Origin of the sequence: Mesorhizobium sp. M0663 (assembly GCF_040320585.1) — a bacterium.
Classification (GTDB): Bacteria; Pseudomonadota; Alphaproteobacteria; order Rhizobiales; family Rhizobiaceae; genus Mesorhizobium.
In genome coordinates this window covers 39046-63988 of the sequence record NZ_JAMYPX010000012.1, presented here as the reverse complement: position 1 = coordinate 63988, position 24943 = coordinate 39046, and the positions used below count along the sequence as shown (strand labels likewise).

Here is a 24943-nt window from a genome sequence, read left to right as displayed (position 1 = left end):
AATACTTATCGGTTTGGCAAGCCGTGTTTTTTAAGACAGGCGGTGTTTTTTAAGACAGGCGAGGTTTTACAAACTCGCTGGAAGCCAGCGTCTCACCATGTCGGGGGATCCGTTGAACGTCGCCTCGAAAACTGGTGACGCGAGCACAGCATGAATATGAAGCAATTCGGAGCCGACGTTTCGGAAGCCATGTCGCCTGTGCGCGGCAACAACAAGCGACTGTCCGGCAGTCAAGACGAGATGCTCTTCGTCGATCCACATCTCGGCCCTGCCAGCGATGACGGTAAGCACTTCCTCGACCGGGTGCCAATGTGTCGGGGCGCCAACCGTGGGTTCGACCCATTGTTCAAATATGCAAAGTTGAGTTGCGCCGTTGCAGGCAGAGACATGCATGCGGGTCTTTACTCCCGTCCGCCATTCTTCTTGCGGCTGATCGTCATGCTCGACCATCTTCATTGAGTTCGCCTCGATCTCAGGGTTCGTGGAAATTCGACGCCAAGACACTACTTGTTACTGACATCTATTGACAGCGCAGCGCCTGTACTATAGAACGAAAAGAGAACAAAAACGTTGTGGGAAAAGGCAGCGACGGCAGGCAGGGATTATCCATAGCCTGTAAGGTGCAGCGACAAAAATTGGTTTCGGATGAGCGCGGAGAAGTGTCATGGCGGGTAGCGTCAACAAGGTCATTCTGGTGGGCAACCTCGGGGCGGACCCTGAAATCCGCCGCCTGAATTCGGGTGACCCGGTCGTCAACATCCGCATCGCGACGTCGGAAAGCTGGCGCGACAAGACATCCGGAGAGCGCAAGGAAAAGACCGAGTGGCACAATGTCGTGATCTTCAACGACCAGATCGCCAAGGTGGCCGAGCAGTATCTGAAGAAGGGCATGAAGGTCTATGTCGAGGGCCAGCTGCAGACGCGCAAATGGCAGGACCAGACCGGCAATGACCGCTATACGACCGAAATCGTGTTGCAGAAATTCCGCGGCGAGCTGCAGATGCTCGATGCGCGGGGCGAGGGCGGCGGTCAGGTCGGCAACTATGCCGGTGGTGGTGCGAGCCGCGGTTCCGATTTCGGCCAGTCCGGCCCGGGCGAAAGTTTCAATCGCGGTGGCGCCAACAAGGGCGGCGGCGGTGGTTCGTCGCGCGAGCTAGACGACGAAATCCCGTTCTGATTTCTCGGGGCGGACTGCCCTTGCGGCGAAAAGCGCCGGCACCTTGGTCACGAAATGGCGTCCCGAAAATCTGTCTTGGATTTTCGGGACGTTGTGCGTTTGAGCGGTGAAAGGACGTATCAGGTGAAGGCAAGGGTCAAATGGGTCGAGGAGCGCACTTTCGTTGGCGAGTCCGCCAATGGGCACAAGCTGGTGCTAGGCACTGCGTTCGGGCCGGAGGGCAAGACGCCGGGGCCGAGCCCAATGGAACTGGTGCTGATCGGCACTGGCGGCTGCTCGGCCTATGACGTGGTCCATATCCTCGAAAAGGGGCGCGAGGCGGTCGAAGATTGCGTGGTCGAACTCGATGCCGACCGTGCAGAAGCCGATCCCAGGGTGTTCACCCGCATTCACATGCATTTTGTCGTCAAGGGCCGGGCGCTATCACACGACAAGGTGAAGCGGGCGATCGGGCTTTCGATCGACAAATACTGCTCGGCCTCGGCAATGATGGCCAAGACTGCCGAGATTACCCACGACTTCGAAGTCATTGAAACGACAGCGAAGTAGGGCTGTTCCTACGTCGCCATCAGCGCCTTGATGCCGTCGGCGACGAACTGTACGGCGAGCGCCGCCAGGATGACGCCGAGCAGCCTTGTCAGGATCGAACGGCCGGTTTGGCCGAGGATACGGTCGATGCGCTCTGACAGTACGAACACCAGGTAGGTGATGACGAGGCAGATGGCGATGATGCCGACAAGGGCTGTCTGCGCGCCCAAACCCTGAAACGAGCTTGAGAGCAGGACGGTCGCCGAAATCGCGCCGGGACCGGCAATGAGCGGGATCGCCAGCGGAAAGGCGGCGATGTTGTGGATCATGTCCCTGGTGATGGCGACGTCGCCGATCTTCTCCTTGCGGTCCTGCCGGCGCTCGAACACCATTTCGAAGGCGATGAAGAACAGCAGAAAGCCGCCGGCGACGCGGAAGGCCGGCAGAGTGATGCCGAAGACTGACAGGATCGACGCGCCGGCGATTGCGAACAACGCCATTACCAGGAAGGCGATGACCGAGGCGCGCACGGAGACCTGGTTGCGCTCCTCGCGGTTCATGCCGCGGGTCACGGCGAGGAAGAGCGGCGCAAGGCCGGGCGGATCGATCGTCACCAGTATGGTGACGAAGGCGTTGAACAGGCTGTCGAAGCTCGGCATGCTGACCCTCCCCGCCGGCAAAGCCGGATAACGGGATTGGTAGAGCAAAGCGGAGGCAGTGGAAACCATGCGGATCAGGGGCTGACGGCCCGGCGCGCCAGAAACTCGACTTCGAGACGCCAGGTGGCGCCGTCGTCCTGTGAGCGTTCGCCCAGCCAGCGGAACGAATTTTCGGTGATGCGCGAAAAGCTCCAGCGCACGGCAGATCCGGTGCCGTCTGCGCCTTGCTGGATGATGGTGTCGCCCTCGGCGCGGCCGAGCTGGCGGCTGTAGTACTGATTGCGCGGATCGCTCCAGAAGATGTGCCAGGCGTCAACGCCGGGATCGTAGACGCGCAACGTCGTGCCATAGAAGGTCCATTTGCCGAGCGAGGGCGAGGGGCCGGCGTCACGGGCAGGCAGGATCCATACGTCCTGGATCGCGCGGCCTTCGAGCACCCAGCCGAAATGCACTTCGCCGCGCCCGGTCAGCACCTGACCGTCCTCGAGATGGCGCGTGGCGTCGAACGTCCAGGCGCCGACGAAGCGGCCGTAAAGATTCAGTTTCTCGGCAAGGGCCGGTACGGGCCCATCGCTGTGCAGGGCCTTGGCAAAGGAATTGGACATGGCTTCGCTCTCATCTTGTCAGGAGACCGGCAAGCATAGAGGCCGACAGGGGTTCTGCGCTTGGGAAAAGTTGCTATGTTTCGGCGATGACGACGAGCGCGCACAGGCTGGCGTCGGGCCGAGGCTGGCAGGTGTCGGATGTCATCTGCACCGCCAGCGCCGCCGACAGGCCATTCGAGGAGGAGCATCGGGATTTCTGCGTTGCCGCCGTAACCAACGGCACCTTCCGCTATCGTGCGCGCGAGGGCACGGCGATGCTGGCGCCGGGCGCGCTCCTGCTCGGCAATCCCGGCACATGCTATGAATGCGGTCACGAGCATGGCGCCGGCGACCGCTGCCTCTCCTTCCATTTCGGACCGGCCTATATGGAGCGGATCGTCGCCGACGTGCCGGGCACGAAGACGCTCGATTTCGGCACGCCGCGCCTGCCGCCCTTGCCGGCGCTGGTGCCGCTGCTTGCCGAAGCGGAGGCGGCGCGCGAGATGGCCGACACCGGCGCGTTCGAGGAACTCGCCCTGCGCATTGCCGGTGCCGCGGTGACAGCGGCTTGCAGCGCCACGGATCGGGGACGGACGCCGAGCCGCCGTGACCAGAAGCGTGTTGCCGAAGCGGTGCGGCGCATCGAAGTCGATGCCGACCGGCCGATCTCGCTTGCCGAACTCGCCGACGAGACCGCCACCAGCCCTTACCATTTCCTGCGCACCTTCCGGCACGTCGCCGGTATGACGCCCTACCAATTCCTGCTGAGAGCGCGGCTGCACAGGGCAGCCGTGCGGCTCCGGACGTCGGATCAGACGATTTCGGCGATTGCCTTTTCGGCGGGATTCAACGATCTATCAACCTTCAATCGTCGTTTCCGGCGGCTGATGGGCGAGGCGCCGGGTACTTATCGCGCCCGCCGGCGACGCCCGTGAAAGGGTGCCACGGCCATATCGTCGCAATTGGTTTATCCTTTTGAATTTGCCGCTAAAAACCACACTGGAAAACTGCCGCGATTGTTGGAGTTTCAGGCTGGCTTCCTATATAAGCACCAAGTGATTCCTGATTAGATTGTGATCCGATTTGACCGACCAAAAGACACCGCGCGGCGCCGACGGCGGCCCCACCGGCATCGAGCCGATATCCATCATCGAGGAGATGCAGCGCTCCTATCTCGATTACGCCATGAGCGTGATCGTCAGCCGCGCGCTGCCGGACGTGCGCGATGGCCTCAAGCCGGTGCATCGCCGCATCCTCTACGCCGCCTATGAGAGCGGCTATCACTGGAACCGCAAATATGTGAAATCGGCACGCCCGGTCGCCGACGTGATGGGTAAATACCATCCGCATGGCGACGCCTCGATCTACGACGCTTTGGTGCGCATGGCGCAGGATTGGTCGCTGCGCGTGCCGCTGATCGACGGGCAGGGCAATTTCGGCTCGATCGACGGCGATCCGCCGGCGGCGATGCGCTACACGGAATCGCGGCTGACCAAGGTCGCGCATGAGTTGCTGGAAGACATCGACAAGGACACCGTCGATTTCCAGGACACTTACGATGCGTCGGGCAGCGAACCGAAAGTCCTGCCGGCGCGCTTTCCGAACCTGTTGGTCAACGGCTCCGGCGGTATCGCCGTCGGCATGGCCACCAACATTCCGCCGCACAATCTGGGCGAGGTCTGCAACGGCGCCATTGCCCTCATCGATAATCCAGCGATCGACCTTCCGGCACTGATGGAGATCATTCCGGGGCCGGATTTCCCGACCGGCGGCATCGTGCTCGGCCGCTCCGGCATCTACAGCGCCTATTCGACCGGCCGCGGCTCCATCGTCATGCGCGGCCGCGTCAACGTCGAGGCGCGCGGCAACGATCGTGAATCGATCGTCATCACCGAGGTTCCCTATCAGGTGAACAAGGCGTCGATGATCGAGAAGATGGCCGAGCTGGTGCGCGACAAGCGCATCGAAGGCATTTCCGACATTCGCGACGAGAGCGACCGCCAGGGCTACCGCGTCGTCATCGAACTAAAGCGCGACGCGGTCGCCGATGTCATCCTCAACCAGCTTTACCGCTTCACCCCGCTGCAGACGTCCTTCGGCGCCAACATGGTGGCACTGAACGGCGGCAAGCCGGAATTGCTGACGCTGACCGACATGCTGAAGGCGTTCGTCGCCTTCCGTGAGGAGGTGATCAGCCGGCGCACAAAATTCCTGCTGCGCAAGGCGCGCGACCGCGCCCATGTGCTGGTCGGCCTTGCCATCGCTGTTGCCAACATCGATGAAGTCATCAAGCTGATCCGCAGCGCTCCGGACCCGCAGACGGCGCGCGAGCAGTTGATGGAGCGGCGCTGGCCTTCGGGCGACGTGGAATCGCTGATTCTTCTGATCGACGACCCGCGCCATCGCATCAACGAGGACGGTACCTACAATCTCTCCGAGGAGCAGGCGCGCGCCATCCTCGAACTGCGCCTGCAGCGCCTGACCGCGCTCGGCCGCGACGAGATCGCCGACGAGCTGAACACGATCGGCGACGAGATCAAGGACTACCTGGACATCCTCTCGTCCCGCGCCCGCGTCCAGCAGATCGTCAAGGACGAGCTCATGGCCGTGCGCGACGAGTTCGGCACGCCGCGCCGCACCGAACTCGCCGAGGGCGGGGCGGACATGGAAGACGAGGACCTGATCCAGCGCGAGGACATGGTCGTCACGGTCAGCCATTCCGGCTACATCAAGCGCGTGCCGCTGTCGCTCTACCGGGCGCAGCGCCGCGGCGGCAAGGGCCGCTCCGGCATGTCGACCAAGGAAGAGGATTTCGTCACCCGGCTGTTCGTCGCCAACACGCACACGCCGGTGCTGTTCTTCTCCTCGCGCGGCATCGTCTACAAGGAAAAGGTCTGGCGCCTGCCGATCGGCAACCCGCAATCGCGCGGCAAGGCGCTGATCAATATGCTGCCGCTCGAACAGGGCGAGCGCATCACCACGATCATGCCGCTGCCGGAGGATGAGACGAGTTGGGGCGAGCTCGACGTCATGTTTGCCACCACGCGCGGCACCGTACGTCGCAACAAGCTGTCGGACTTCGTCCAGGTCAACCGCAACGGCAAGATCGCCATGAAGCTGGACGAGGAAGGCGACGAGATCCTCGGCGTCGAGACCTGCACCGACAATGACGACGTGCTTTTGACGGCAAGTTCCGGCCAGTGCATCCGCTTTCCGGTCAGCGACGTACGCGTCTTCCAGAGCCGCAATTCGGTCGGCGTGCGCGGCATTGCGATGGCCGATGGCGACCGGGTGATCTCGATGGCGGTGATCGAGCATGTCGATGCGCCGCCGGCGGAGCGTGCCGCCTACCTCAAGCGGGTGGTGGCCGAACGCCGGCTCGCTGCTGACATCGCGGCCGGCGAGGAGGAAGAAATCCAGCTCACCAATGAAGAGGTCGGCGAAGAGGCGGAGCTTTCCGACGACCGCTATGAATTCCTCAAGGCGCACGAGCAGTTCGTGTTGACGGTGACGGAATATGGCTACGGCAAGCGTTCATCGTCCTACGATTTCCGCCTGACTGGCCGTGGCGGCAAGGGTATTCGCGCCACCGACGTCTCGAAAACGGCTGAAATCGGCCGCCTGGTGGCGACCTTCCCGGTCGGGAATGACGATCAGATCATGCTGGTTTCGGATGGCGGCACCGTCATCCGCGTCCCGGTCAACGGCATTCGTTTCGCCAGCCGCGCCACCAAGGGCGTTACCATCTTCAATACCGCAGAGGGCGAGAAGGTCGTTTCGGTGGAGCGGATTTCAGAACCGCAAGCGGACGAGGAGATCGAAGAGAGTGTCGATGCTGAAGGTGGCGCTTCCACCGATGCCGAAGGTGGGGAGCCTGATACTACCGTCGAGTGAGTTTGCCACGATGGCGCCAGCCCTATGGGCCGGCGTGTGAAGACACCCCCGCAATCTAGAAGTGGCGATAAGGCTTGCGGTTGCCGAAGCCTTCGAACCGCTTGGTATTGGCCTTGGCGCGGACGCGCTGTGCTTCCTGATGCAACCCGAATACGGTAGCGATCAGCATGGCGACGGTCATTGCGGTGGCGAGCATGTAGATCAGCATGTGCGTGTTCTCCTGCGCCTAACAACGATTAGATGGGTGTTTGGTTTCATCTTCTGCAGCTGCAACTTAGTGAACACTGCGTGAAGCTGTTGTGAGCGGCACATTCATCTGTCGTTCACGTCGGCCAAAAGGTTCATGGGGCGGGCTGGCGATCGGATTTGCCTTTAGAGGAGAGGCTCGCTAGAAGCACCTGCCATGACCGAACGCATCGCCCTTTATGCCGGCTCTTTCGACCCGCTGACCAACGGCCATCTCGACGTGCTGAAGGCGTCGCTGGCCGTGGCGGATACAATCTATGCGGCGATCGGCATCCATCCCGGCAAGAAGCCGTTGTTTTCCTTCGAGGAACGGGTTGGCCTGATCGAAACGGCCGCGAAGGCGGAATTCGGCAGCGACGGTGCGCGTATCAAAGTAGTCGCCTTCGACGGGTTGGTCATCGATGCGGCCAGGAAGCATGGCGCCTCGATCATCATCCGCGGCCTGCGCGACGGCACCGATCTTGACTATGAGATGCAGATGGCCGGCATGAACGAGACCATGGCGCCGGAGCTGCAGACCGTGTTCCTGCCCGCCAGCCCTTCAGTGCGCACCATTACCGCCACACTTGTGCGCCAGATAGCTTCGATGGGAGGCGATATCCGCCCCTTCGTGCCGGCGGCCGTGGCCGGCGCGCTCACCGCCAAATTCGCGAAATAAATGCATGTCACCCAAAAGTGGAACCCGGCTTTGGGTAACGACATGCATGAACGAAGATATTCGGAGAAAGATCCCATGCCGCTGAAAAAGCTTGCCTTCTTGCTTGCCGTGCTTGCCGGTCTTGTGACCGCATCCGTGTCGGCCTTTGCCGCCGATCCGGAAAACACCATGATCGTAACGCTGAAGGACGGCGACGTGACCATCGCGCTGAGGCCCGACCTTGCGCCGAAGCACGTCGCGCAGATCAAAGAGCTGGTGCGCCAGGGCGCCTACGACAACGTCGCCTTTCACCGCGTCATCGACGGCTTCATGGCGCAGACCGGCGACGTCAAGTTCGGCAACATGAAGAGCGGCTTCAATGCCGACGCTGTCGGCACCGGCGGCTCCGATCTTCCTGACCTGCCGGCCGAATTCTCCGGCACCGAGCACTACCAGCGCGGCGTGGTCGGCATGGCCCGCTCCGACGATCCGAATTCCGCCAATTCGCAATTCTTCATCATGTTCGCGCCGGCACCGCCGCTCGATGGCCAGTACACCATCGTTGGCAATGTCGTCAGCGGAATGGAGCTGGTGGACCACATCAAGAAAGGCGACGAGGCGCAGAACGGGACGGTGACCGACCCCGATCGCATGATCAAGGTGCGCATCGCCGCGGACGGCAAGTAACCCCAATTGTTCAAAAGGATATTTCTGACATGGCCGAAATCAAGGACCGCGAGAACGCGCTTATCATGGACACGACCAAGGGCAAGGTCGTCATCGAATTGTTTCCAGATCTGGCGCCCGGCCATGTCGGCCGTATCAAGGAACTGGCACGCGAAGGCGCCTATGACGGCGTGGTCTTCCACCGCGTCATCGACGGCTTCATGGCGCAGACCGGCGACGTGAAGTTCGGCAATTCCAACAAGCCGTTTTTCGCGCCATCGCGCGCCGGCACTGGCGGTTCCGACAAACCCGATCTGAAGGCCGAGTTCTCCAACGCCAACCACGGCCGCGGCACCTGCTCGATGGCGCGCTCGCAGAACCCGAATTCGGCCAATTCGCAGTTCTTCATCTGCTTCGACGATGCCGCCTTCCTCAACCGCCAGTACACGGTATGGGGCCAGGTCGTCGAAGGCATGGACAACGTCGACAAGATCAAGCGCGGCGAACCGGTGCAGGATCCTGACAAGATCGTGTCGCTCAAGGTCGCGGCCGACGTGAAATGACCGGCCGGGCTGTCGCGGCCATCGCATTTGTGCTCGTCGCGGCGGCCACTCCGGCGCTGGCAACGGAATCGATCGTCTGCAGCGCCGACGGCGGCGCGGCATCGATTGACGTTTTGATGGGACACACGGCCGTCATTGCGGTCGCGCGTGTGTGGCTGGATGCCGGCGGCAAGACATGGACCACGGACGGACAGCCAGGCTCAACGAAAGTCATCGTTGGACAGGCATTCGAAGACGACGAGCGCATGCTTATCGACCTCACCGACGAAGGCATCAGCTCGATCGTCGCCAGATTGCGACTGGTCAAGGCCAGCGAGCAGTCCAGTTTCGCGATGGGCGGCACATTGAGCATAGACGGTGTTGGCGCCTGGGCGGTGACCTGCCCGGAACCTTGAGGCGGGGATCTCTTGCGCGTCGACCTTTTCGACTTCGATCTGCCGGAGGAGCGCATCGCGCTTCGCCCAGCCGAGCCGCGCGACAGTGCCAGGATGCTGGTGGTCAGGCCGGGTGAGGGGCTCGAGGACCGGACAGTGCGCGACCTGCCGGCCCTGCTCAAGGCCGGTGATCTGCTGGTCTTCAACGACACCAAGGTCATTCCGGCACAATTGAAGGGCATCAGGCGGCGCGGCGAGGCGGCGGCGCAGGTCGAAGCCACGCTGCATATGCGGATGGCGCCCGACCGCTGGCTCGCCTTCATGCGTCCGGGCAAGCGCATCGCCGCCGGCGATCGCATCCATTTCGGTCATGACGCCAATTCCTGCTTTCTCGGCCAACTCGATGCGACCGTGATCGAGAAGGGAGAAGGTGGCGAGGTGCTGCTCGGCTTCGACCTGTCAGGTCCGTTCCTCGACGAGGCGCTGCATGCCGTCGGCCACATCCCGCTGCCGCCCTACATCGCTTCCAAGCGTGACGACGACGAACGCGACCGCAGCGATTACCAGACCATTTATGCCAAGGAGGAGGGCGCCGTGGCCGCGCCGACGGCAGGGCTGCATTTCACGCCGGAGCTGTTTGCGACGCTCGACGCCAAGGGCATAGAGCGCCGTTTCGTCACGCTGCATGTCGGCGCCGGTACGTTCCTGCCGGTGAAGGCGGACGACACCGCCGACCACAAGATGCACGCCGAAACCGGTTCGGTCAGCCCGGAAACCGCCGAAGCGCTGAATGCGGCGAAGGCAAAAGGAGGGCGCATTATCGCCGTCGGCACGGCATCGCTGCGCTTGTTGGAGAGCGCGGCCGGCGAGGACGGCAGGCTGGCCGCATGGTCAGGCCCGACAGACATCTTCATCACGCCCGGCTATCGCTTCAAGACCGCAGACATGCTGATGACCAATTTCCATCTGCCGCGTTCGACTCTGTTCATGCTGGTTTCGGCCTTCTGCGGTTTGCAGACGATGCGCGCGGCCTATGCGCATGCGATCGAGAACCGCTACAGGTTTTATTCCTATGGAGACGCAAGTCTTCTGTTCAGGGAGGATACCGATGGACGATGACCTGGAAACCTTCGGCCGCGAAGCCTTGATTGCCGAGGTCAGGAAACTGCGCGCCGGAATCCGCCAACACCGCGACGCCACCGGCCATGATCTGTGCTGGCATCATCCCGACCTCTGGTCACTTTTGCCCGAAAAGACCGAGCCGGCGATTGCCGTGCCGCCGTGGCCGAAATTCATGCGCGGCTGCATCCGCTACCGGCAATCGCTCGACAAGCAGGCCCCGGACGCGCCGGTATTCGACAAGGAGTTCGATGGTTAGGGAATTCAATGACTGACGCATTCACCTTCAAGGTGCTGGCGACCGACGGCAGGGCGCGGCGTGGTGCAATCACCATGCCGCGCGGGGAAATCCGCACGCCTGCCTTCATGCCGGTCGGTACCGGCGGCACGGTGAAGGCCATGTATATGGATCAGGTGCGCGGCGTCGGCTCGGACATTATCCTCGGCAACACCTACCACCTGATGCTAAGACCCGGCGCCGAGCGCGTGGCGCGGCTCGGCGGCCTGCATGAATTCGCCCGCTGGCAGCATCCAATCCTGACCGACAGCGGCGGCTTCCAGGTGATGTCGCTGTCGAAGCTGCGGAAACTGACCGAGAACGGCGTGACCTTCCGTTCGCATATCGACGGCGGCGCCTACGAGATGTCGCCGGAGCGTTCGATAGAGATCCAGGGGCTGCTCGATTCCGACATCCAGATGCAGCTCGACGAATGCACGGCGCTGCCGGCCAAGCAGAACGAGATCGAGCGCGCCACGGAGTTGTCGTTGCGCTGGGCCGAGCGTTGCAAGACGGCATTCGGCGAGCAGCCCGGCAAGGCGATGTTCGGCATTGTGCAAGGCGGCGACGTGCCGGATCTGCGGCTGCGCTCGGCGCAGGCGCTGAAGGCAATGGAGCTGAAGGGCTATGCTATCGGCGGGCTGGCTGTCGGCGAGCCGCAAGCGGTGATGCTGGAGATGCTCGACATCACTTGCCCGGAGCTGCCGGCTGACCGGCCGCGCTACCTGATGGGCGTCGGCACCCCGGACGACATTTTGAAGTCGGTGGCGCGCGGCATCGACATGTTCGACTGCGTGATGCCGACGCGGGCAGGGCGCCACGGCCTTGCATACACACGGCGCGGCAAGGTCAATCTGCGCAACGCCCGCCATGCCGACGATCCGCGTCCGCTCGATGAGGAAAGCGACTGCCCGGCCGCACGCGACTATTCGCGGGCCTATCTGCACCATCTGGTGCGCTCGCAAGAGGCGCTTGGGGCGATGCTCCTGACCTGGAACAATCTGTCCTATTACCAGCAGCTGATGCGCGACATTCGTGAAGCGATCGAGGCTGGCAGGTTCGCCGAACAAGCCGAGATCATCACGCAGCAATGGGCAAACGGTGACCTCGCCGTCCGGTAGGCATGCTCGCCAGGAATCCGGCTCCAGGGAAGAGTTGCCCCTGCCATGAACTGTTTTGAAACGACTGCCTAATAAGCATTGCCGGACGACATCGGGCGAGGATCAAGAACCTGTTCGTTTCGGGGCAAGTTTCAGTTCCTGGCACGACGGTGCGGACGAACGGCATCGCCGAGCTTTCGCCTTCGACCCCCATCGCGGTTCAGCGATGGACGGCTGGGTCGTTGCTTGCGATTCTGGCGATCGCAGTGACCGGCCTGGTCTTGCGCTTGCTTGGCGCGCGCGGCGACCTTTGGCTGGACGAGATCTGGAGCTTTGCGCTGATCGAGCCGCTGACCTCGATCGACCAGATATTCTGGCGCGTCAATCACGACAACAATCATTTCCTCAACTCGGTCTATCTCTATCTCATTGGCCCCGATGCTTCGCCGCTGATCCAGCGAGGTCTGTCGATAGCATTAGGTGTTGCCACGATCGGTGCGGCGGCAGTGAGCGCCGCATCGCGCGGACGACAGGCGATGATTGCCACAAGCCTGTTGTTTGCCGTGAGCTACCCAATGATCCATTACGGCTCGGAGGCGCGCGGCTATGCCGGCCTTGTGCTGTTCACGCTGCTGTCGGTCGTTTTTCTGGAGCGCCGGCTCGACAGTAGACGGTGGTCTGGCGTGGCCTTGGCAGCGGCGATCCTTTTCGGCTTCCTGTGCCACCTCACCATGATCGGAATGGTGGCGGTCCTCGCAATATGGACCGCCTGGCTCGCCTGGCAGCGTACGGCGAAGGTCGGCCGTGTCGTTGCGGACCTGGCGTCGATCTTCCTGCCGGGCTTGCTTGCCGTGCTGCCGCTGGCTGTCGGCGTGTTTGTCGGCGGCAGGCTGTTCGGCTTCAGTGTCGGTGGTGTTTCGCCGTTCTCGATTGCCGCCTTCGCGCAGGGCTATGGCGGGATGATCCGCTCTCTGTTCGGGCTGCCACCCTGGTTCGGCGACGGGCCCTACATCGTTGCCGCCTGCTGTCTTGTCGGCCTCTCCGCCGGTGTCTGGCGCGGTCGTCGAGCCAGCCTTTATGCGATCGGGATTATCGGACTGCCTTTGCTCATGGCGGCGGCGCATCTGCCCAACCTTGAGTTCCCGCGCTATTTCATCATCAGCGGAACATTGCTGCTGCTCTGGGCCGGCGAGATGATTGGCCGCGGCCTGGATGCTCGCGGGACTGCCAGGCTGCTTGCGATGGGAGCGCTGGTGATCGTGGTGAGTGGCAGCATTTCGTCGCTGCTTCAGTTCTATCAATATGGACGCGGCTCCTACGCCGCTATCGTCGATGAAATGACCAGGAACGGCGCAACCACCTATGCCAGCGACGGTAATTTCCGCACCCCCATTGTCGTCAACTATTTTGCGGCGCGAATGGATCGTCGGGCATTGCTGGTTCCAGACGACGGGATGTGCATCGAACGGCCCGCCTGGCTGGTCCTCGAGGGGGACATGGACAAACAAGCCGAACATGTCGAACCGACGGCCGCATGCGCTCTGGCGTATGAACGGGCCGATGCGTCGAGGCATTGGGGGTTTTCAGGCCTGAGCTGGACGCTCTACCGGCGACAGGATTGAAACAGCTCTGCCCCTCCTCAAGCGCCCCTCAGGTGCTGAGCGACGTGGACGCACGCAGGCTGCAGCCGGTGATCCGAAAGCTGCCGTCAGGCTGTAGTTCGAGCGTGTAGACCGCCTCGTAGTCCTTGCCATCCGGGCCGACGATCAGCACTTGCTGGATGATCGACGTCGGGCTCGTCTCGCGAACCTTGCCGAAGGAGTAGGTCTGCGGTTGGCGCACCGGCGGATAGCCTTTTGTCACCATGTTCATGAAGGTATCGACGGTCGGAAAGATGCGTTTCACATTCGGTGCGGCAAAGCTGTAGGCCGTCATTCCGTCATTGGCGATGAAGGCCCTCAACTGCCCATCGATGACCGTCTGCGCCGCTTTGACTTCGGCGTCGCCAGCAAAGGCCTGGGATGCGAAAATGAATGGAACGACTGCGAATGCGAAAAACGCGCGGCGCATGGCCTGTCTCCGTTGTCCCTGAGAAATCGCTGCCTGAAGGTACATGATACCATACGCTTTGCAGTGCTTCAGGGTTTCAGCCGAGCGCAAACATTCGGCGTGGCAGTCCGTGTCCGAGCCGAGAAAGCATTGTCGAGGCGAGAACAGCCTGAGCGATTGCCGATGCTTGAAAGGCGAACGGCAGTCTGCCACAAGGGCCGCTCGATTATACCTAGAGCGTGCGATGTGAGCAGGACCAGGCAATGAAGGCATTTTTCGTGCAGATAAAGTGCGATCTGGGCAAGGCCTACGACGTTGCCAGCGCCCTGGCCGATGCCGAGATTGCTTCGGAAATCTACTCGACAGCCGGAAACTACGACCTGCTCGCCAAATTCTATGTCGACGACGAGGAAGACATCGGCCACTTCGTCAACGAGAAAGTGCAGATTCTCCCGGGCATCAAGGACACGTTCACGGTCGTCACCTTTCGCGCGTTTTGATCCGCATCCGGCATCTGCCCGGACACCAGGCAAAGCCTGATCAAGGCCCTATTGGTGCTGCCTTAATTTTAGGCAAGTGCGATATACTGATCGCCGGCGCCCAACAAATCACCGATTGCGCTTGATTTTCTCCAGCGAGGCCAGTGAAATGGCGCCACAGGGGAGTATGCGATTGGCAGCGTTCGATGAAATGCTTCCGGAAGTTTCCGGGCTGAGAAAACCGTATTCGGCTTACGATCGCTGGCTGAAGGAACAGGACCCGGCCAGACTTACCGAGAAGATGCAGGACGCCGAACGCGTCTTTCGCAAGACAGGCATCACTTTCGCCGTCTACGGCGAGCAGGAAGCATCGGAGCGGCTGATACCCTTCGATATCGTTCCGCGCATCATTTCGGGCAATGAATGGCGACGGCTGACGCAAGGCATCGAGCAGCGCGTCCAGGCGCTGAACGCCTTTCTCGACGACATCTACCACCGCCAGGAGATCTTGCGCGCCGGCCGGGTGCCGAAGGAGTTGATCGCCAAGAACGAGGCGTTCCTGCCCGAGATGATCGGGGTGCGGCCGCCGGCCGGCGTCTATACCCACATCATCGGCGTCGACATCGTACGCATCAGCGAGAACGAGTTCTACGTGCTGGAGGACAACGCGCGCACGCCGTCCGGCGTCTCCTACATGCTGGAGAATCGCGAGACGATGATGCAGCTCTTCCCCGAGCTGTTCCAGCAGATCAAGGTGCGGCCGGTTGAGAATTACCCGCAGCTCTTGCGCCAGTCGCTGGCGGCAGTGCGGCCGCAAAGCACCAAGGGCGCGCCGACCATTGCCGTGCTGACGCCGGGCAGCTTCAACTCAGCCTATTTCGAACATGCTTTCCTTGCCGACCAGATGGGCGTGCAGCTTGTCGAGGGGCAGGATCTGCGCGTCGTCGATGGCCATGTCGCGATGCGCACCACCGAGGGCTACAAGCAGATCGACGTGCTTTACCGTCGTGTCGACGACTCGTTCCTCGATCCGCTGACCTTCCGCCCCGACTCGGCACTTGGCGTACCGGGCATTATGGACGTCTACCGCGCCGGCAACATCACGATCGCCAATGCGCCGGGAACCGGCATCGCCGACGACAAGGCGATCTATTCGTACATGCCCGAGATCGTCGAATTCTACACCGGCCGCAAGGCGATGCTCGGCAACATCCCGACCTGGCGCTGCTCGGAGCCGGACAGCCTGAAATACGTGCTCGAGCACATCGATGAATTGGTTATCAAGGAGGTCCACGGGTCCGGCGGTTACGGCATGCTGGTCGGTCCGGCGGCGACCAAGAAGGAATGCGAGGATTTTTCCAAAAAGCTCGCGGCGAAACCGTCGAACTACATTGCTCAGCCGACGCTGGCGCTGTCGACCTGTCCGATCCTGACGGACAAGGGGCTGGCGCCGCGCCATGTCGATCTGCGCCCCTATGTGCTGGTTTCCGACCGTATCCAGATCGTGCCCGGCGGGCTGACCCGAGTAGCGCTCAAGGAAGGCTCGCTGGTCGTCAATTCCTCGCAAGGCGGGGGCACGAAGGATACGTGGGTGTTGGATGATTAGAGTGGAAGTAGCGAGTAGCGAATAGCGAATAGCGAATAGCGAATAGCGAATAGTGAATAGTGAATAGTGAATAGTGAATAGATAAGGATATGGGGTCGTTGATGTTGGTGAAATGCCCTGAAGTGAAGCGCGCGGAATCGTGCCCTGGAATCTGGATAGTCACCATTCACCATTCACCTTTCACTATTCACCACAGGACCGCCTGACATGCTTCTCGGCCGCACCGCCAACGGGCTCTACTGGATGAACCGCTACATCGAGCGGGCGGAAAACATGGCGCGATTGGTGGATGCCGGCCTGCGCATGGCGCTGACTCGTACCCAGAACGCTTCGGAGGAGTGGAATTCGGTGCTGCTCAGCGCCGGTTCAGACGCCAGCTTCACGCAGAAATATTCCGACTACACCGCCGCCAATGTCGCCGACTATCTGCTGCGCGACACATCGAACCCGTCGAGCACGATGTCGTCTATCGAAACGGCCCGTAACAATGCCCGCATGGTGCGCACGGCACTGACGCGTGAAACCTGGGAAAGCATCAACGAAGCCTGGATGTCGCTGAAGCGGATGCTGGCCAAGCCGATCGACGAGCGCGACCTGCCCAACGCACTCGACGCAATCAAGCGCGAGACGGCGCTGATCCGCGGCTCGTTCTACGGCACGATGCTGCGCAACGAGATTTTCGATTTCTCGCAGCTCGGCACTTATGTCGAACGCGCCGACAACACCGCGCGTATCCTGGATGTGAAATACTACGTGCTGTTGCCGTCGATCTCCTGGGTCGGCTCGACGCTCGACAACTACCAGTGGGAATCGATCCTGCGCTCGGTGTCGGCGCACCGTTCCTATCGCTGGGTCTATGATGCCGACTACAAGCCGAGCAACATCGCCGATTATCTGATCCTCAACGTCCGCATGCCGCGCTCGCTGACCTTTTGCTACCGCTTCCTGACGGAGCATCTCAAATTCCTGGGTGACGACTATGGGGAGCGCCACGCCTGTCATGCAACGGCTTCCAAGACTCAGGCCATGCTGACGGCCGGGTCGATCAAGGATATTTTCGACGCCGGCCTGCACGAATTCCTGGCCAATTTCATCCGCGACAACACCAGGCTCGGCGACGAGATCGCGGAGGATTACAGGTTCTATTGAGCATGATCCAAAAAAGCGGAGATCGGTTTTCGGAAAAGCTCATGCTCCAGGGACGAGAGCGATGCGGCTGAAGATCACCCACCGAACCGAATACCGCTACGATGCGCCGGTGCACTATCTGTTGCAGCGTTTGCGGCTGCTCCCGGTGAACGGGCGCACCCAGACGGTACTGTCCTGGGCGCTGAAGATCGAAGGCGCACGCGAGGAAGTGCGCTTCACCGACCATTTCGGCAATGATACCCGGCTGTTGAGCGTCGAGGGCGAGCGCGACTTCATCACCGTCGAAGCAGCCGGCGAAGTGGTGACGCGCGACACCGCTGGCGTCTGCGGACCGCACCAGGGTTTCGCGCCGCTCTGGCTGTTCGGCCAGGAAACGCCGCTGACGACGATCGGCAGCGGCATTCGCGAGCTTGCTGCCTCCGTCGGCAAGGGTACCGACATCGAAAGGCTGCACCGGTTGATGGCGGTGATCGGCGAGCGCGTCGCTTATACGCCGGACACCACCAACGTGACGACGCCGGCCGAAGAGGCCCTGGCGCTCAAGACCGGCGTTTGCCAGGACCACAGCCACATCTTCGTTGCCGCGGCGCGTGCCATGGATTTTCCGGCCCGCTATATCAGCGGCTACCTGATGATGGATGCGGCCATCGAGCAGGCGGCAAGCCACGCTTGGGCCGAGGCGCATGTCTCGGGCCTCGGCTGGGTCGCCTTCGATGTCGCCAACGGCATTTCTCCGGACGAGCGTTATGTGAAGGTGGCGACCGGCCGCGATTATCGCGACGCCACGCCGGTATCTGGAATTCGGCTGGGACAGGCGGAAGAACAGCTTGCGGTCACCGTCACCGTGGAGCAGTAATCCCCGGCAAGATTGTTGCCAAAGAGATTCGATGACCTATTGCGTCGGCCTGAAGATCGATCGCGGGCTCGTGTTCATGTCGGACACGCGCACCAACGCCGGCATGGATTCGATTTCGACCTTCAGGAAGATGCATGTCTGGGAAGAGCCGGGCGAGCGCGTCATCGTTTTGATGTCGGCCGGCAATCTGGCGACGACGCAGGCCGTGGTCAGCCTGCTCGACGAACGCACCAAGGCAGTGGCGGAGCGCCGTGCCACGCTGCTCGAAACGCCCTCCATGTACCAGACAGTCCGGTTGGTCGGAGACACCGTCAAGGAGGTCATCGCCAGTTCGTCGCCGGCGGGCGAAAAGGCGGATTCCTACTTCAACGCCTCCTTCATCCTCGGCGGTCAGATCAAGGGCAGCGCGCCGCGCCTGTTCATGATCTATCCGGAAGGCAATTTCATCGAATCGACCGACGACACGCCGTTCTTCCAGATCGGTGAGACCAAATACGGCAAGCCGATCATTATCCGCGCTTATGAAAGGACGATGAGTTTCGCCGAGACGGTGAAATTGCTGCTGGTGTCGTTCGACTCGACGCTGAAGTCGAACCTGTCGGTCGGCCTGCCGCTCGACCTGCTGTTCTATGAAAAGGACACTTTCAAGGTCGGCCTCAAAAAGCGAATAACCCAGGACGATCAATATTATCGTACGATCTCGGATAGCTGGTCGAACGCGCTGAAGACCGCCTTTGCCAGTCTGCCTGATTTTCCCGAATGAAAACCTTCGTTTTTCGTGCTCTTTGATCGCGGCTCGATGAGGCGCCACGGAGGCGAAGATGAATAGCAACGAATTCCGCGAGTGGTCGCTGCGAGCGGCTGAATGGGGCGTCGACTACAGAAACAGCCTTCGCGAGAGACCGGTGCGGCCGCTTGTCGAGCCGGGCGAAATCTTCAAAAGCGTCGATGCCGCGCCGCCGGAAGACGGTGAAACGATGCAGGCAATCTTCGCCGATTTCGAACAAAAGATCCTGCCTGGCATGACGCACTGGCAGCATCCGCGTTTCTTCGCCTATTTCCCGGCCAATGCGGCACCGGTCTCCGTCGTGGCCGAGTATCTGGTTTCCGCGATGGCCGCGCAATGCATGCTCTGGCAGACCTCGCCGGCGGCAACCGAGCTCGAGACGCGTGTCGTCGACTGGATGCGGCAGGCGCTTGGTTTGCCGGAGGGATTCTCCGGCGTCATGCAGGATTCGGCTTCGTCGGCGACGCTTGCCGCCGTGCTGACCATGCGCGAGCGCGCGCTCGACTGGCAAGGCAACAAGAACGGCTTGCAAGGGCAGCCGGTCGTGAGGGTCTATTCTTCCGACCAGGTCCATACTTCCATCGACCGGGCGATCTGGGTGTCGGGCATCGGCGAGGCGAACCTCGTGCGCATTCCGGTCGCCGGACCCTTCCGCGCCATGCAGACGGCGGCTCTGAAAGCCGCGATCGTTACCGACCGCGAAAACGGCATGCTGCCGGCGGGCATCATCGCCAGCGTCGGCGGCACAAGTACCGGCGGCACCGACAATGTGGCGGCTGTTGCCGAGGTGGCGAAGCGGCACGGGCTCTACCTGCATGTCGATGCCGCATGGGCCGGCTCCGCCATGATCTGCCCCGAGTTCCGGCATTTCTGGACCGGCGCCGAAAATGCCGATTCCATCGTCTTCAACCCGCATAAATGGTTGGGGGCACAGTTCGATTGCTCGATGCAGTTCATCCGCCAGCCGGAAGACCTGGTCCGCACGCTGGCGATCAAGCCCGAATTCCTCAAGACGCATGGCCGCGACGGGGTCATCAACTACTCCGAATGGTCGGTGCCGCTCGGACGGAGGTTCCGCGCGCTGAAACTTTGGTTCCTGCTGCGTGCGCATGGCTTGGAAAATCTGCGGAACATGATCCGCAACCATGTCGCCTGGAGCGAGAGCCTCGCCGCGCGGCTGGCTCGGGAACCGGATTTCGAGATCGTCACGGAACCGATGCTGTCGCTATTCTCATTCCGCCATCTCGCGGCTGCGGCCATCGACTCTGACGAGCACAATTTGCGGCTGGTCAGCGCGATCAACGATGACGGCCGCATCTACCTGACGCAGACCCGGGTGGACGGGCAGGTGGCGATCCGCTTTCAGGTCGGGCAGTTCGAAACGACTGCGGCGGACGTCGATACTGCTTTCGAGGTCATCACTGAGATCGCGCGGGGGCTGAGTTGATAGCCTCGTCGAGATTGCGCCGGAGCTTTTCTCTCTGCAGTCGCCCGATTTTCATTAGCCGGCCCATACCTGTTCATGGCTTTCGTTTTCAGCTATAGACGAGAAAAACGAAAATGAGAGGTTTGCTAGATGTATCTGTCGCCGCGTCATTCCGAAATCATCCAGATGGCCAAGGACCATGGCCGCGTACTGGTCGAGGAGCTGGCGACGCATTTCAACGTGACGCCGCAGACGATCCGCAAGGATCTCAACGATCTCTGCGACCAGCGGCTTTTGTCCCGCATCCATGGCGGGGCATTGTTCCCCTCCGGCATCGAGAACATGGAATATGAGGCTCGGCGCAAGATCGCCGCCGAGGAGAAGGAGGCGATCGGCCGCGCAGCAGCCCGGCTGATCCCCGACAACGCGTCTCTGTTCATCAATATCGGGACAACGACGGAAGCTGTCAGCAAGTCGCTGCTCGATCACAGCGGCCTGATGGTCATCACCAATAACATCAATGTTGCCAACAGGATGCGCATATATCCTTCGATCGAGGTGGTGATCGCCGGCGGTGTCGTGCGCGGTTCCGACGGTGGTGTGGTCGGCGAGGCCGCGGTCGATTTCATCAGGCAGTTCAAGGTCGATTTTGCGGTGATCGGCGCCTCGGCCATCGACCATGACGGCGCACTGCTCGACTTCGATTTTCGCGAGGTGAAGGTGGCTCAGGCGATCATCGCCAACGCCCGACATGTGATCCTGGTGTCGGACCAGACCAAATTCGAGCGCACCGCGCCCGTCCGCATCGGCCATCTGTCGCAGGTCAACACCTTTATTACCGATCGTTGCGACATCCCGTCGGTGCGTAAGATCTGCCAGGAGGCAGAAGTTCAGCTGATCGAAACGTCGCTCTCCTAGAGATGCCGTAGCGGCATCTTCCGCCTATCATATTTCGTTTGACATTCGTTATCATTTCGAAATAATTCCTCGACGGTTTCGCAAGAACCCAAAAATGCTGCAATGCGAAATCGAGGGAGGATTCTTTGAGCGCATCACCGATTCATGACATTTTCGTCATCGGTGGCGGCATCAATGGCTGCGGCATCGCCCGCGATGCCGTTGGACGTGGCTTTTCGGTTTTTCTTGCCGAGATGAGCGATCTGGCCAGCGGGACCTCTTCCGGCTCGACCAAACTGATCCACGGCGGCTTGCGGTATCTCGAATTCTACGAATTCCGTCTGGTGCGCGAAGCGTTGATGGAACGCGAGGTCCTGTGGAAGAACGCGCCGCATATCATCTGGCCGATGCGCTTCGTGCTGCCATACGCCAAGGGACTGCGTCCGGCCTGGCTCATCCGGCTCGGGCTTTTCCTCTACGACCATATTGGCGGGCGCAAATTGCTGCCGCCGACGAAAACGCTGGACATGGCCAAGGATCCGGCCGGCAAGCCGCTGAAGCCGCTGTTTCGAAAGGCGTTCGAATATTCGGACGGTTGGGTCAACGATGCCCGGCTGGTTGTGTTGAACGCCCGCGACGCTGCCGAGCGCGGCGCAACCATTCGAACCCGAACAAAGGTCGTCAGCGCACGCCGCGAAGGCAATTTCTGGACGGTCAGGCTTGAAAATGTGCGGACCGGCGATACCGAGGAGGTCAAGGCGCGGCTGCTGGTCAATGCCGCCGGCCCGTGGGTCGATCAGGTGCTGTCGGCCACCGTCGGTTTGAACGACGTGCACAATGTCCGCCTCGTACAAGGCAGCCATATCGTCGTGGGCAAGAAATTCGACGACCCACGCGCCTATTTCTTTCAGAACAAGGACGGGCGCATCATTTTCGCCATCCCTTACGAGGACGAATTCACGCTCATCGGCACGACCGACCGTGACTATCCCGGCGATCCGCACAACGTCAGGATCAATGACGCCGAGATCGACTATCTCTGCGCTGCGGCAAGCGAATATTTCGCGCAGCCGGTCAAGCCGTCGGATATCGTCTGGACCTATTCCGCGGTGCGACCGCTCTACGACGATGGCGCCTCAAAGGCGCAGGAAGCCACCCGAGACTATGTGCTGAAGGCCGATGGAGGCGAGGGTGCCGCCCCGATCGTCAACGCCTTTGGCGGCAAGATCACGACCTACCGCCGATTGTCGGAATCGATGCTCGAGAAGATCGAGGGTTTTCTCGGCAAGCGCGGCAAACCATGGACGGCAAACGCGCCGCTGCCCGGCGGTGACTTTCCCGTCACCGGCTTCGATGCCGAGGTGGCGAAACTGAAAACGGCGTACCCGTTCCTCGACGCCCGGCTGGCCCGCCGGTTGACCCGGCTCTACGGCACCCGCGCAAGGAAGCTGCTGGGCCTCGCCAAGTCGAACGTCGATCTTGGCCGCAACTTCGGCGCCGATCTCTACGAAGCCGAGGTGCGCTACCTAGTCGAAAACGAATGGGCGATGACTGCCGAGGATGTATTGTGGCGCCGGACCAAGCGCGGCCTGCGTCTCAGCCGTGAGCAGGCGGCAGTGCTCGACGAGTTCATGCGCGGAATAAGCCGGCAGCACGTAGCGGCTGCCGAATAGGAACGGCCGACTGATGCAGAAAGCCTGGGAGGAGGCATCATGCTTGAACTGAGAAACGTGACGAAGACGGTGGGTGCGGCGGAACATATCCGCGACGTCTCGCTGACGCTTCAGCACGGCTCGCTCAACGTCCTGCTCGGGCCGACGCTCTCCGGCAAGACCAGCCTGATGCGGCTGATGGCGGGCCTCGACGTGCCGACCTCGGGCTCGGTCTGGTTCGATGGCAAGGATGTCACCGGCATGCCGGTGCAAAGGCGCAACGTCGCCATGGTCTACCAGCAATTCATCAATTATCCGGCGATGACGGTCTACGAAAACATCGCCTCACCGCTGCGGGTGGCCGGCACGGATCAGGCAACGATCGACAGGGGGGTGCGCAATGCTGCCGCCCTTCTCAAACTAACGCCCTATCTCGACCGGACGCCTCTCAGTCTGTCGGGCGGCCAGCAGCAGCGCACCGCGCTGGCCCGCGCCATCGTCAAGAATGCCAGCCTCGTGCTGCTCGACGAGCCGCTCGCCAATCTCGACTACAAGCTGCGTGAAGAATTACGCGCGGAACTGCCGAAAGTCTTCGCGGCCGCCGGTACAATCTTTGTTTATGCCACGACCGAGCCGCACGAGGCCTTGCTGCTCGGCGGCAACACGGCAACGCTTTCCGAGGGCAGCATCACCCAGTTCGGGCCGACCATCGAAGTGTTCCGCAAACCGGTCGATCTGGTGACGGCGAGAACCTTCGCCGATCCGCCGCTCAACACCATCGTGCTTGCCAAGAAGGGCCTGGATTTCCTGCTCGAGGGCGGCGTGAAATTGCCGGTGCCGGCGGAACTCTTCGGCATTGCCGATGCGATCTATACGATCGGCTTCCAGCCGCATCATCTGTCCCTCGATCGGCCCAACGCCGCCGCAGTGCCGGTGCGCGCAAAGGTGACGATCACTGAGATCACCGGATCGGAAAGCTTCATCCATCTCGATTTTGCCGATGCGCGCTGGGTCATGCTGACCCACGGCATTCGCGACTTCGAGCCGGACGAGGAGGTCGAGGTGTTCATCGACCCGCGCCACATCATGGTCTTCGACGAGCACGGCCGCGCCGTGGCCGCGCCGAAGCTGGCGGCTTAGGAGGAAGCGATGGCGCGCATCGATGTCAATCATATCCGCCACTCCTATCTGCAGAACCCGCGCACGGATGCCGATTTCGCGCTGAAGGAAGTGCACCACACGTTCGAGGATGGCGGCGCTTATGCGCTGCTCGGCCCATCCGGCTGCGGCAAGACCACGCTGCTCAACATCATTTCGGGATTGCTGCATCCGTCGCATGGCCAGCTGCTGTTCAACGGCAGGGACGTGACCAATCTGTCGACCCAAGAGCGCAACATTGCCCAGGTCTTCCAGTTCCCGGTGATCTACGACACGATGACCGTCTACGACAATCTGGCATTCCCGCTGCGCAATCGCGGCGTGCCGGAGGCCGACGTCGACCGCAAGGTGCGCGAGACGCTGGAGATGACCGGGCTGGCCGATATGGCCAAACGAAAGGCGCGCGGACTGACCGCCGACCAGAAGCAGAAAATCTCGCTCGGACGCGGGCTGGTGCGCTCCGACGTCAATGCTATCCTGTTCGACGAGCCTTTGACCGTCATCGACCCGCATATGAAATGGGTGCTGCGCTCGCAGTTGAAGCAGCTTCACCGCCGCTTCGGCTACACCATGGTCTATGTCACGCACGACCAGACCGAGGCGTTGACCTTCGCCGACAGGGTAGTCGTCATGTATGACGGCGAAATCGTGCAGATCGGCACACCGGCGGAGCTGTTCGAGCGCCCGCGCCACACCTTTGTTGGCTATTTCATCGGCTCGCCCGGCATGAATGTCATGCCGGTGGCGATCGACGGCAAGACAGCCAAGCTGGGCTCGCAGCAGATCGAACTGCCGGGCGTGCCCAAGGCGGGCGGCGGCGCCATCGAGCTCGGCATTCGTCCCGAATATGTGCGCCTGGGCAGCCAGGGCATGGCCGTCCGGGTCAGCAAGGTCGAGGACGTCGGCCGCCACAAGGTGGTCCGTGCCAATCTCGAAGGACGCGAGATCGCCGCCGTCATCGGCGAGGACGAAACAGTTCCGGCTGATCCGAAGGTGCGGTTCGACCCGGCCGGCATCAACATCTATGCCGATTCCTGGCGCGTCGAGATGGGAGCCTGAA

At 61.6% G+C, this 24943-nt stretch carries 27 protein-coding genes; 22 read left to right on the top strand and 5 right to left on the bottom strand.

Annotated features, from left to right (window positions below; translation table 11 throughout):
- Positions 1–66: 66 nt before the first annotated feature.
- A complete protein-coding gene (locus NKI54_RS20705) occupies positions 67–456 on the bottom strand; it encodes a cupin domain-containing protein (RefSeq protein ID WP_352636773.1) in 390 nt (129 codons plus the stop codon).
- Positions 457–664: 208 nt separating this feature from the next.
- Here NKI54_RS20705 and NKI54_RS20700 point away from each other — a divergent pair, with 208 nt between their 5' ends.
- Together NKI54_RS20700 and NKI54_RS20695 are read left to right on the top strand one after the other, a co-directional pair.
- A complete protein-coding gene (locus NKI54_RS20700) occupies positions 665–1177 on the top strand; it encodes a single-stranded DNA-binding protein (RefSeq protein ID WP_352448761.1) in 513 nt (170 codons plus the stop codon).
- Between the two features lie 123 nt (positions 1178–1300).
- Positions 1301–1726 (top strand): OsmC family protein, encoded by a 426-nt coding sequence (locus tag NKI54_RS20695; RefSeq protein ID WP_352613765.1) that lies wholly within the window; start codon positions 1301–1303, stop codon positions 1724–1726.
- An 8-nt stretch (positions 1727–1734) separates the two neighbouring features.
- On the opposite strand, the gene NKI54_RS20690 is transcribed toward NKI54_RS20695, so the two are convergent.
- Both NKI54_RS20690 and NKI54_RS20685 read right to left on the bottom strand, forming a co-directional pair.
- Positions 1735–2364 (bottom strand): MarC family protein, encoded by a 630-nt coding sequence (locus NKI54_RS20690; protein ID WP_023674869.1) that lies wholly within the window; start codon positions 2362–2364, stop codon positions 1735–1737.
- 74 nt (positions 2365–2438) lie between these two features.
- Positions 2439–2969, bottom strand: coding sequence for a hypothetical protein (locus NKI54_RS20685; protein WP_352455708.1), 531 nt, complete (start codon positions 2967–2969; stop codon positions 2439–2441).
- An 86-nt stretch (positions 2970–3055) separates the two neighbouring features.
- On the opposite strand from NKI54_RS20685, the gene NKI54_RS20680 reads away from it, so the two are divergent.
- Positions 3056–3883 (top strand): helix-turn-helix transcriptional regulator, encoded by an 828-nt coding sequence (locus NKI54_RS20680; protein WP_352593499.1) that lies wholly within the window; start codon positions 3056–3058, stop codon positions 3881–3883.
- A 148-nt stretch (positions 3884–4031) separates the two neighbouring features.
- Entirely contained in the window at positions 4032–6842 is a 2811-nt protein-coding gene (gyrA, locus tag NKI54_RS20675; RefSeq protein WP_352636772.1) for a DNA gyrase subunit A, read from the top strand.
- Between the two features lie 55 nt (positions 6843–6897).
- Here gyrA and NKI54_RS20670 read toward each other — a convergent pair whose 3' ends face one another.
- The gene (locus tag NKI54_RS20670) at positions 6898–7050 is read right to left on the bottom strand and encodes a hypothetical protein (RefSeq protein ID WP_254817366.1); all 153 of its coding nucleotides are present in this window, start codon (positions 7048–7050) and stop codon (positions 6898–6900) included.
- 195 nt (positions 7051–7245) lie between these two features.
- Here NKI54_RS20670 and coaD point away from each other — a divergent pair, with 195 nt between their 5' ends.
- The 8 genes from coaD (at position 7246) to NKI54_RS20630 (ending at position 13446) form a co-directional block, all read left to right on the top strand.
- Positions 7246–7746: a pantetheine-phosphate adenylyltransferase gene (coaD, locus tag NKI54_RS20665; protein ID WP_023674874.1), complete on the top strand. Its 501-nt coding sequence runs from the start codon at positions 7246–7248 to the stop codon at positions 7744–7746.
- 75 nt (positions 7747–7821) lie between these two features.
- Positions 7822–8412, top strand: coding sequence for a peptidylprolyl isomerase (locus tag NKI54_RS20660; protein WP_502898235.1), 591 nt, complete (start codon positions 7822–7824; stop codon positions 8410–8412).
- A gap of 29 nt (positions 8413–8441) precedes the next feature.
- The gene (locus NKI54_RS20655; RefSeq protein ID WP_352636771.1) at positions 8442–8954 is read left to right on the top strand and encodes a peptidylprolyl isomerase; all 513 of its coding nucleotides are present in this window, start codon (positions 8442–8444) and stop codon (positions 8952–8954) included.
- Complete coding sequence (locus tag NKI54_RS20650) at positions 8951–9349, top strand: hypothetical protein (protein WP_352455713.1); 399 nt, start codon at positions 8951–8953, stop codon at positions 9347–9349. The genes NKI54_RS20655 and NKI54_RS20650 overlap by 4 nt, the downstream gene beginning before the upstream one ends.
- A gap of 12 nt (positions 9350–9361) precedes the next feature.
- Positions 9362–10447: a tRNA preQ1(34) S-adenosylmethionine ribosyltransferase-isomerase QueA gene (gene queA, locus NKI54_RS20645; RefSeq protein WP_352692309.1), complete on the top strand. Its 1086-nt coding sequence runs from the start codon at positions 9362–9364 to the stop codon at positions 10445–10447.
- The gene (locus tag NKI54_RS20640; protein ID WP_023674879.1) at positions 10437–10706 is read left to right on the top strand and encodes a hypothetical protein; all 270 of its coding nucleotides are present in this window, start codon (positions 10437–10439) and stop codon (positions 10704–10706) included. Before queA ends, NKI54_RS20640 begins: the two co-directional genes overlap by 11 nt.
- Before the next feature lie 8 nt (positions 10707–10714).
- Positions 10715–11845, top strand: a complete 1131-nt coding sequence (gene tgt, locus NKI54_RS20635; protein ID WP_352636770.1) for a tRNA guanosine(34) transglycosylase Tgt — start codon at positions 10715–10717, stop codon at positions 11843–11845.
- 221 nt (positions 11846–12066) lie between these two features.
- The gene (locus NKI54_RS20630) at positions 12067–13446 is read left to right on the top strand and encodes a glycosyltransferase family protein (protein ID WP_352636769.1); all 1380 of its coding nucleotides are present in this window, start codon (positions 12067–12069) and stop codon (positions 13444–13446) included.
- A gap of 28 nt (positions 13447–13474) precedes the next feature.
- Here the strand turns inward: NKI54_RS20630 and NKI54_RS20625 are convergent, their stop codons facing one another.
- Positions 13475–13894: a DUF4864 domain-containing protein gene (locus tag NKI54_RS20625; RefSeq protein ID WP_352455762.1), complete on the bottom strand. Its 420-nt coding sequence runs from the start codon at positions 13892–13894 to the stop codon at positions 13475–13477.
- Positions 13895–14136: 242 nt separating this feature from the next.
- Between NKI54_RS20625 and NKI54_RS20620 the strand changes: the two genes are divergently transcribed.
- The 10 genes from NKI54_RS20620 to NKI54_RS20575 all read left to right on the top strand — a co-directional run bounded on the left by NKI54_RS20620 (position 14137) and on the right by NKI54_RS20575 (position 24942).
- Entirely contained in the window at positions 14137–14373 is a 237-nt protein-coding gene (locus NKI54_RS20620; RefSeq protein ID WP_023674883.1) for an Lrp/AsnC ligand binding domain-containing protein, read from the top strand.
- Between the two features lie 172 nt (positions 14374–14545).
- The gene (locus NKI54_RS20615; protein ID WP_352448777.1) at positions 14546–15958 is read left to right on the top strand and encodes a circularly permuted type 2 ATP-grasp protein; all 1413 of its coding nucleotides are present in this window, start codon (positions 14546–14548) and stop codon (positions 15956–15958) included.
- Between the two features lie 207 nt (positions 15959–16165).
- Complete coding sequence (locus tag NKI54_RS20610; protein WP_352692308.1) at positions 16166–17107, top strand: alpha-E domain-containing protein; 942 nt, start codon at positions 16166–16168, stop codon at positions 17105–17107.
- 61 nt (positions 17108–17168) lie between these two features.
- The gene (locus tag NKI54_RS20605) at positions 17169–17963 is read left to right on the top strand and encodes a transglutaminase family protein (protein WP_352455718.1); all 795 of its coding nucleotides are present in this window, start codon (positions 17169–17171) and stop codon (positions 17961–17963) included.
- 31 nt (positions 17964–17994) lie between these two features.
- Positions 17995–18726 (top strand): proteasome-type protease, encoded by a 732-nt coding sequence (locus NKI54_RS20600; protein ID WP_254817354.1) that lies wholly within the window; start codon positions 17995–17997, stop codon positions 18724–18726.
- Positions 18727–18784: 58 nt separating this feature from the next.
- Positions 18785–20197, top strand: a complete 1413-nt coding sequence (locus tag NKI54_RS20595; RefSeq protein WP_352692307.1) for a pyridoxal phosphate-dependent decarboxylase family protein — start codon at positions 18785–18787, stop codon at positions 20195–20197.
- Positions 20198–20326: 129 nt separating this feature from the next.
- A complete protein-coding gene (locus NKI54_RS20590; protein WP_023674889.1) occupies positions 20327–21094 on the top strand; it encodes a DeoR/GlpR family DNA-binding transcription regulator in 768 nt (255 codons plus the stop codon).
- A 125-nt stretch (positions 21095–21219) separates the two neighbouring features.
- Positions 21220–22746: a glycerol-3-phosphate dehydrogenase gene (glpD, locus tag NKI54_RS20585; protein ID WP_352636767.1), complete on the top strand. Its 1527-nt coding sequence runs from the start codon at positions 21220–21222 to the stop codon at positions 22744–22746.
- Positions 22747–22785: 39 nt separating this feature from the next.
- Positions 22786–23865 (top strand): ABC transporter ATP-binding protein, encoded by a 1080-nt coding sequence (locus tag NKI54_RS20580; RefSeq protein ID WP_352636766.1) that lies wholly within the window; start codon positions 22786–22788, stop codon positions 23863–23865.
- A 9-nt stretch (positions 23866–23874) separates the two neighbouring features.
- Positions 23875–24942 (top strand): ABC transporter ATP-binding protein, encoded by a 1068-nt coding sequence (locus NKI54_RS20575; protein WP_352455722.1) that lies wholly within the window; start codon positions 23875–23877, stop codon positions 24940–24942.
- The last annotated feature ends 1 nt before the right edge of the window (position 24943 follow it).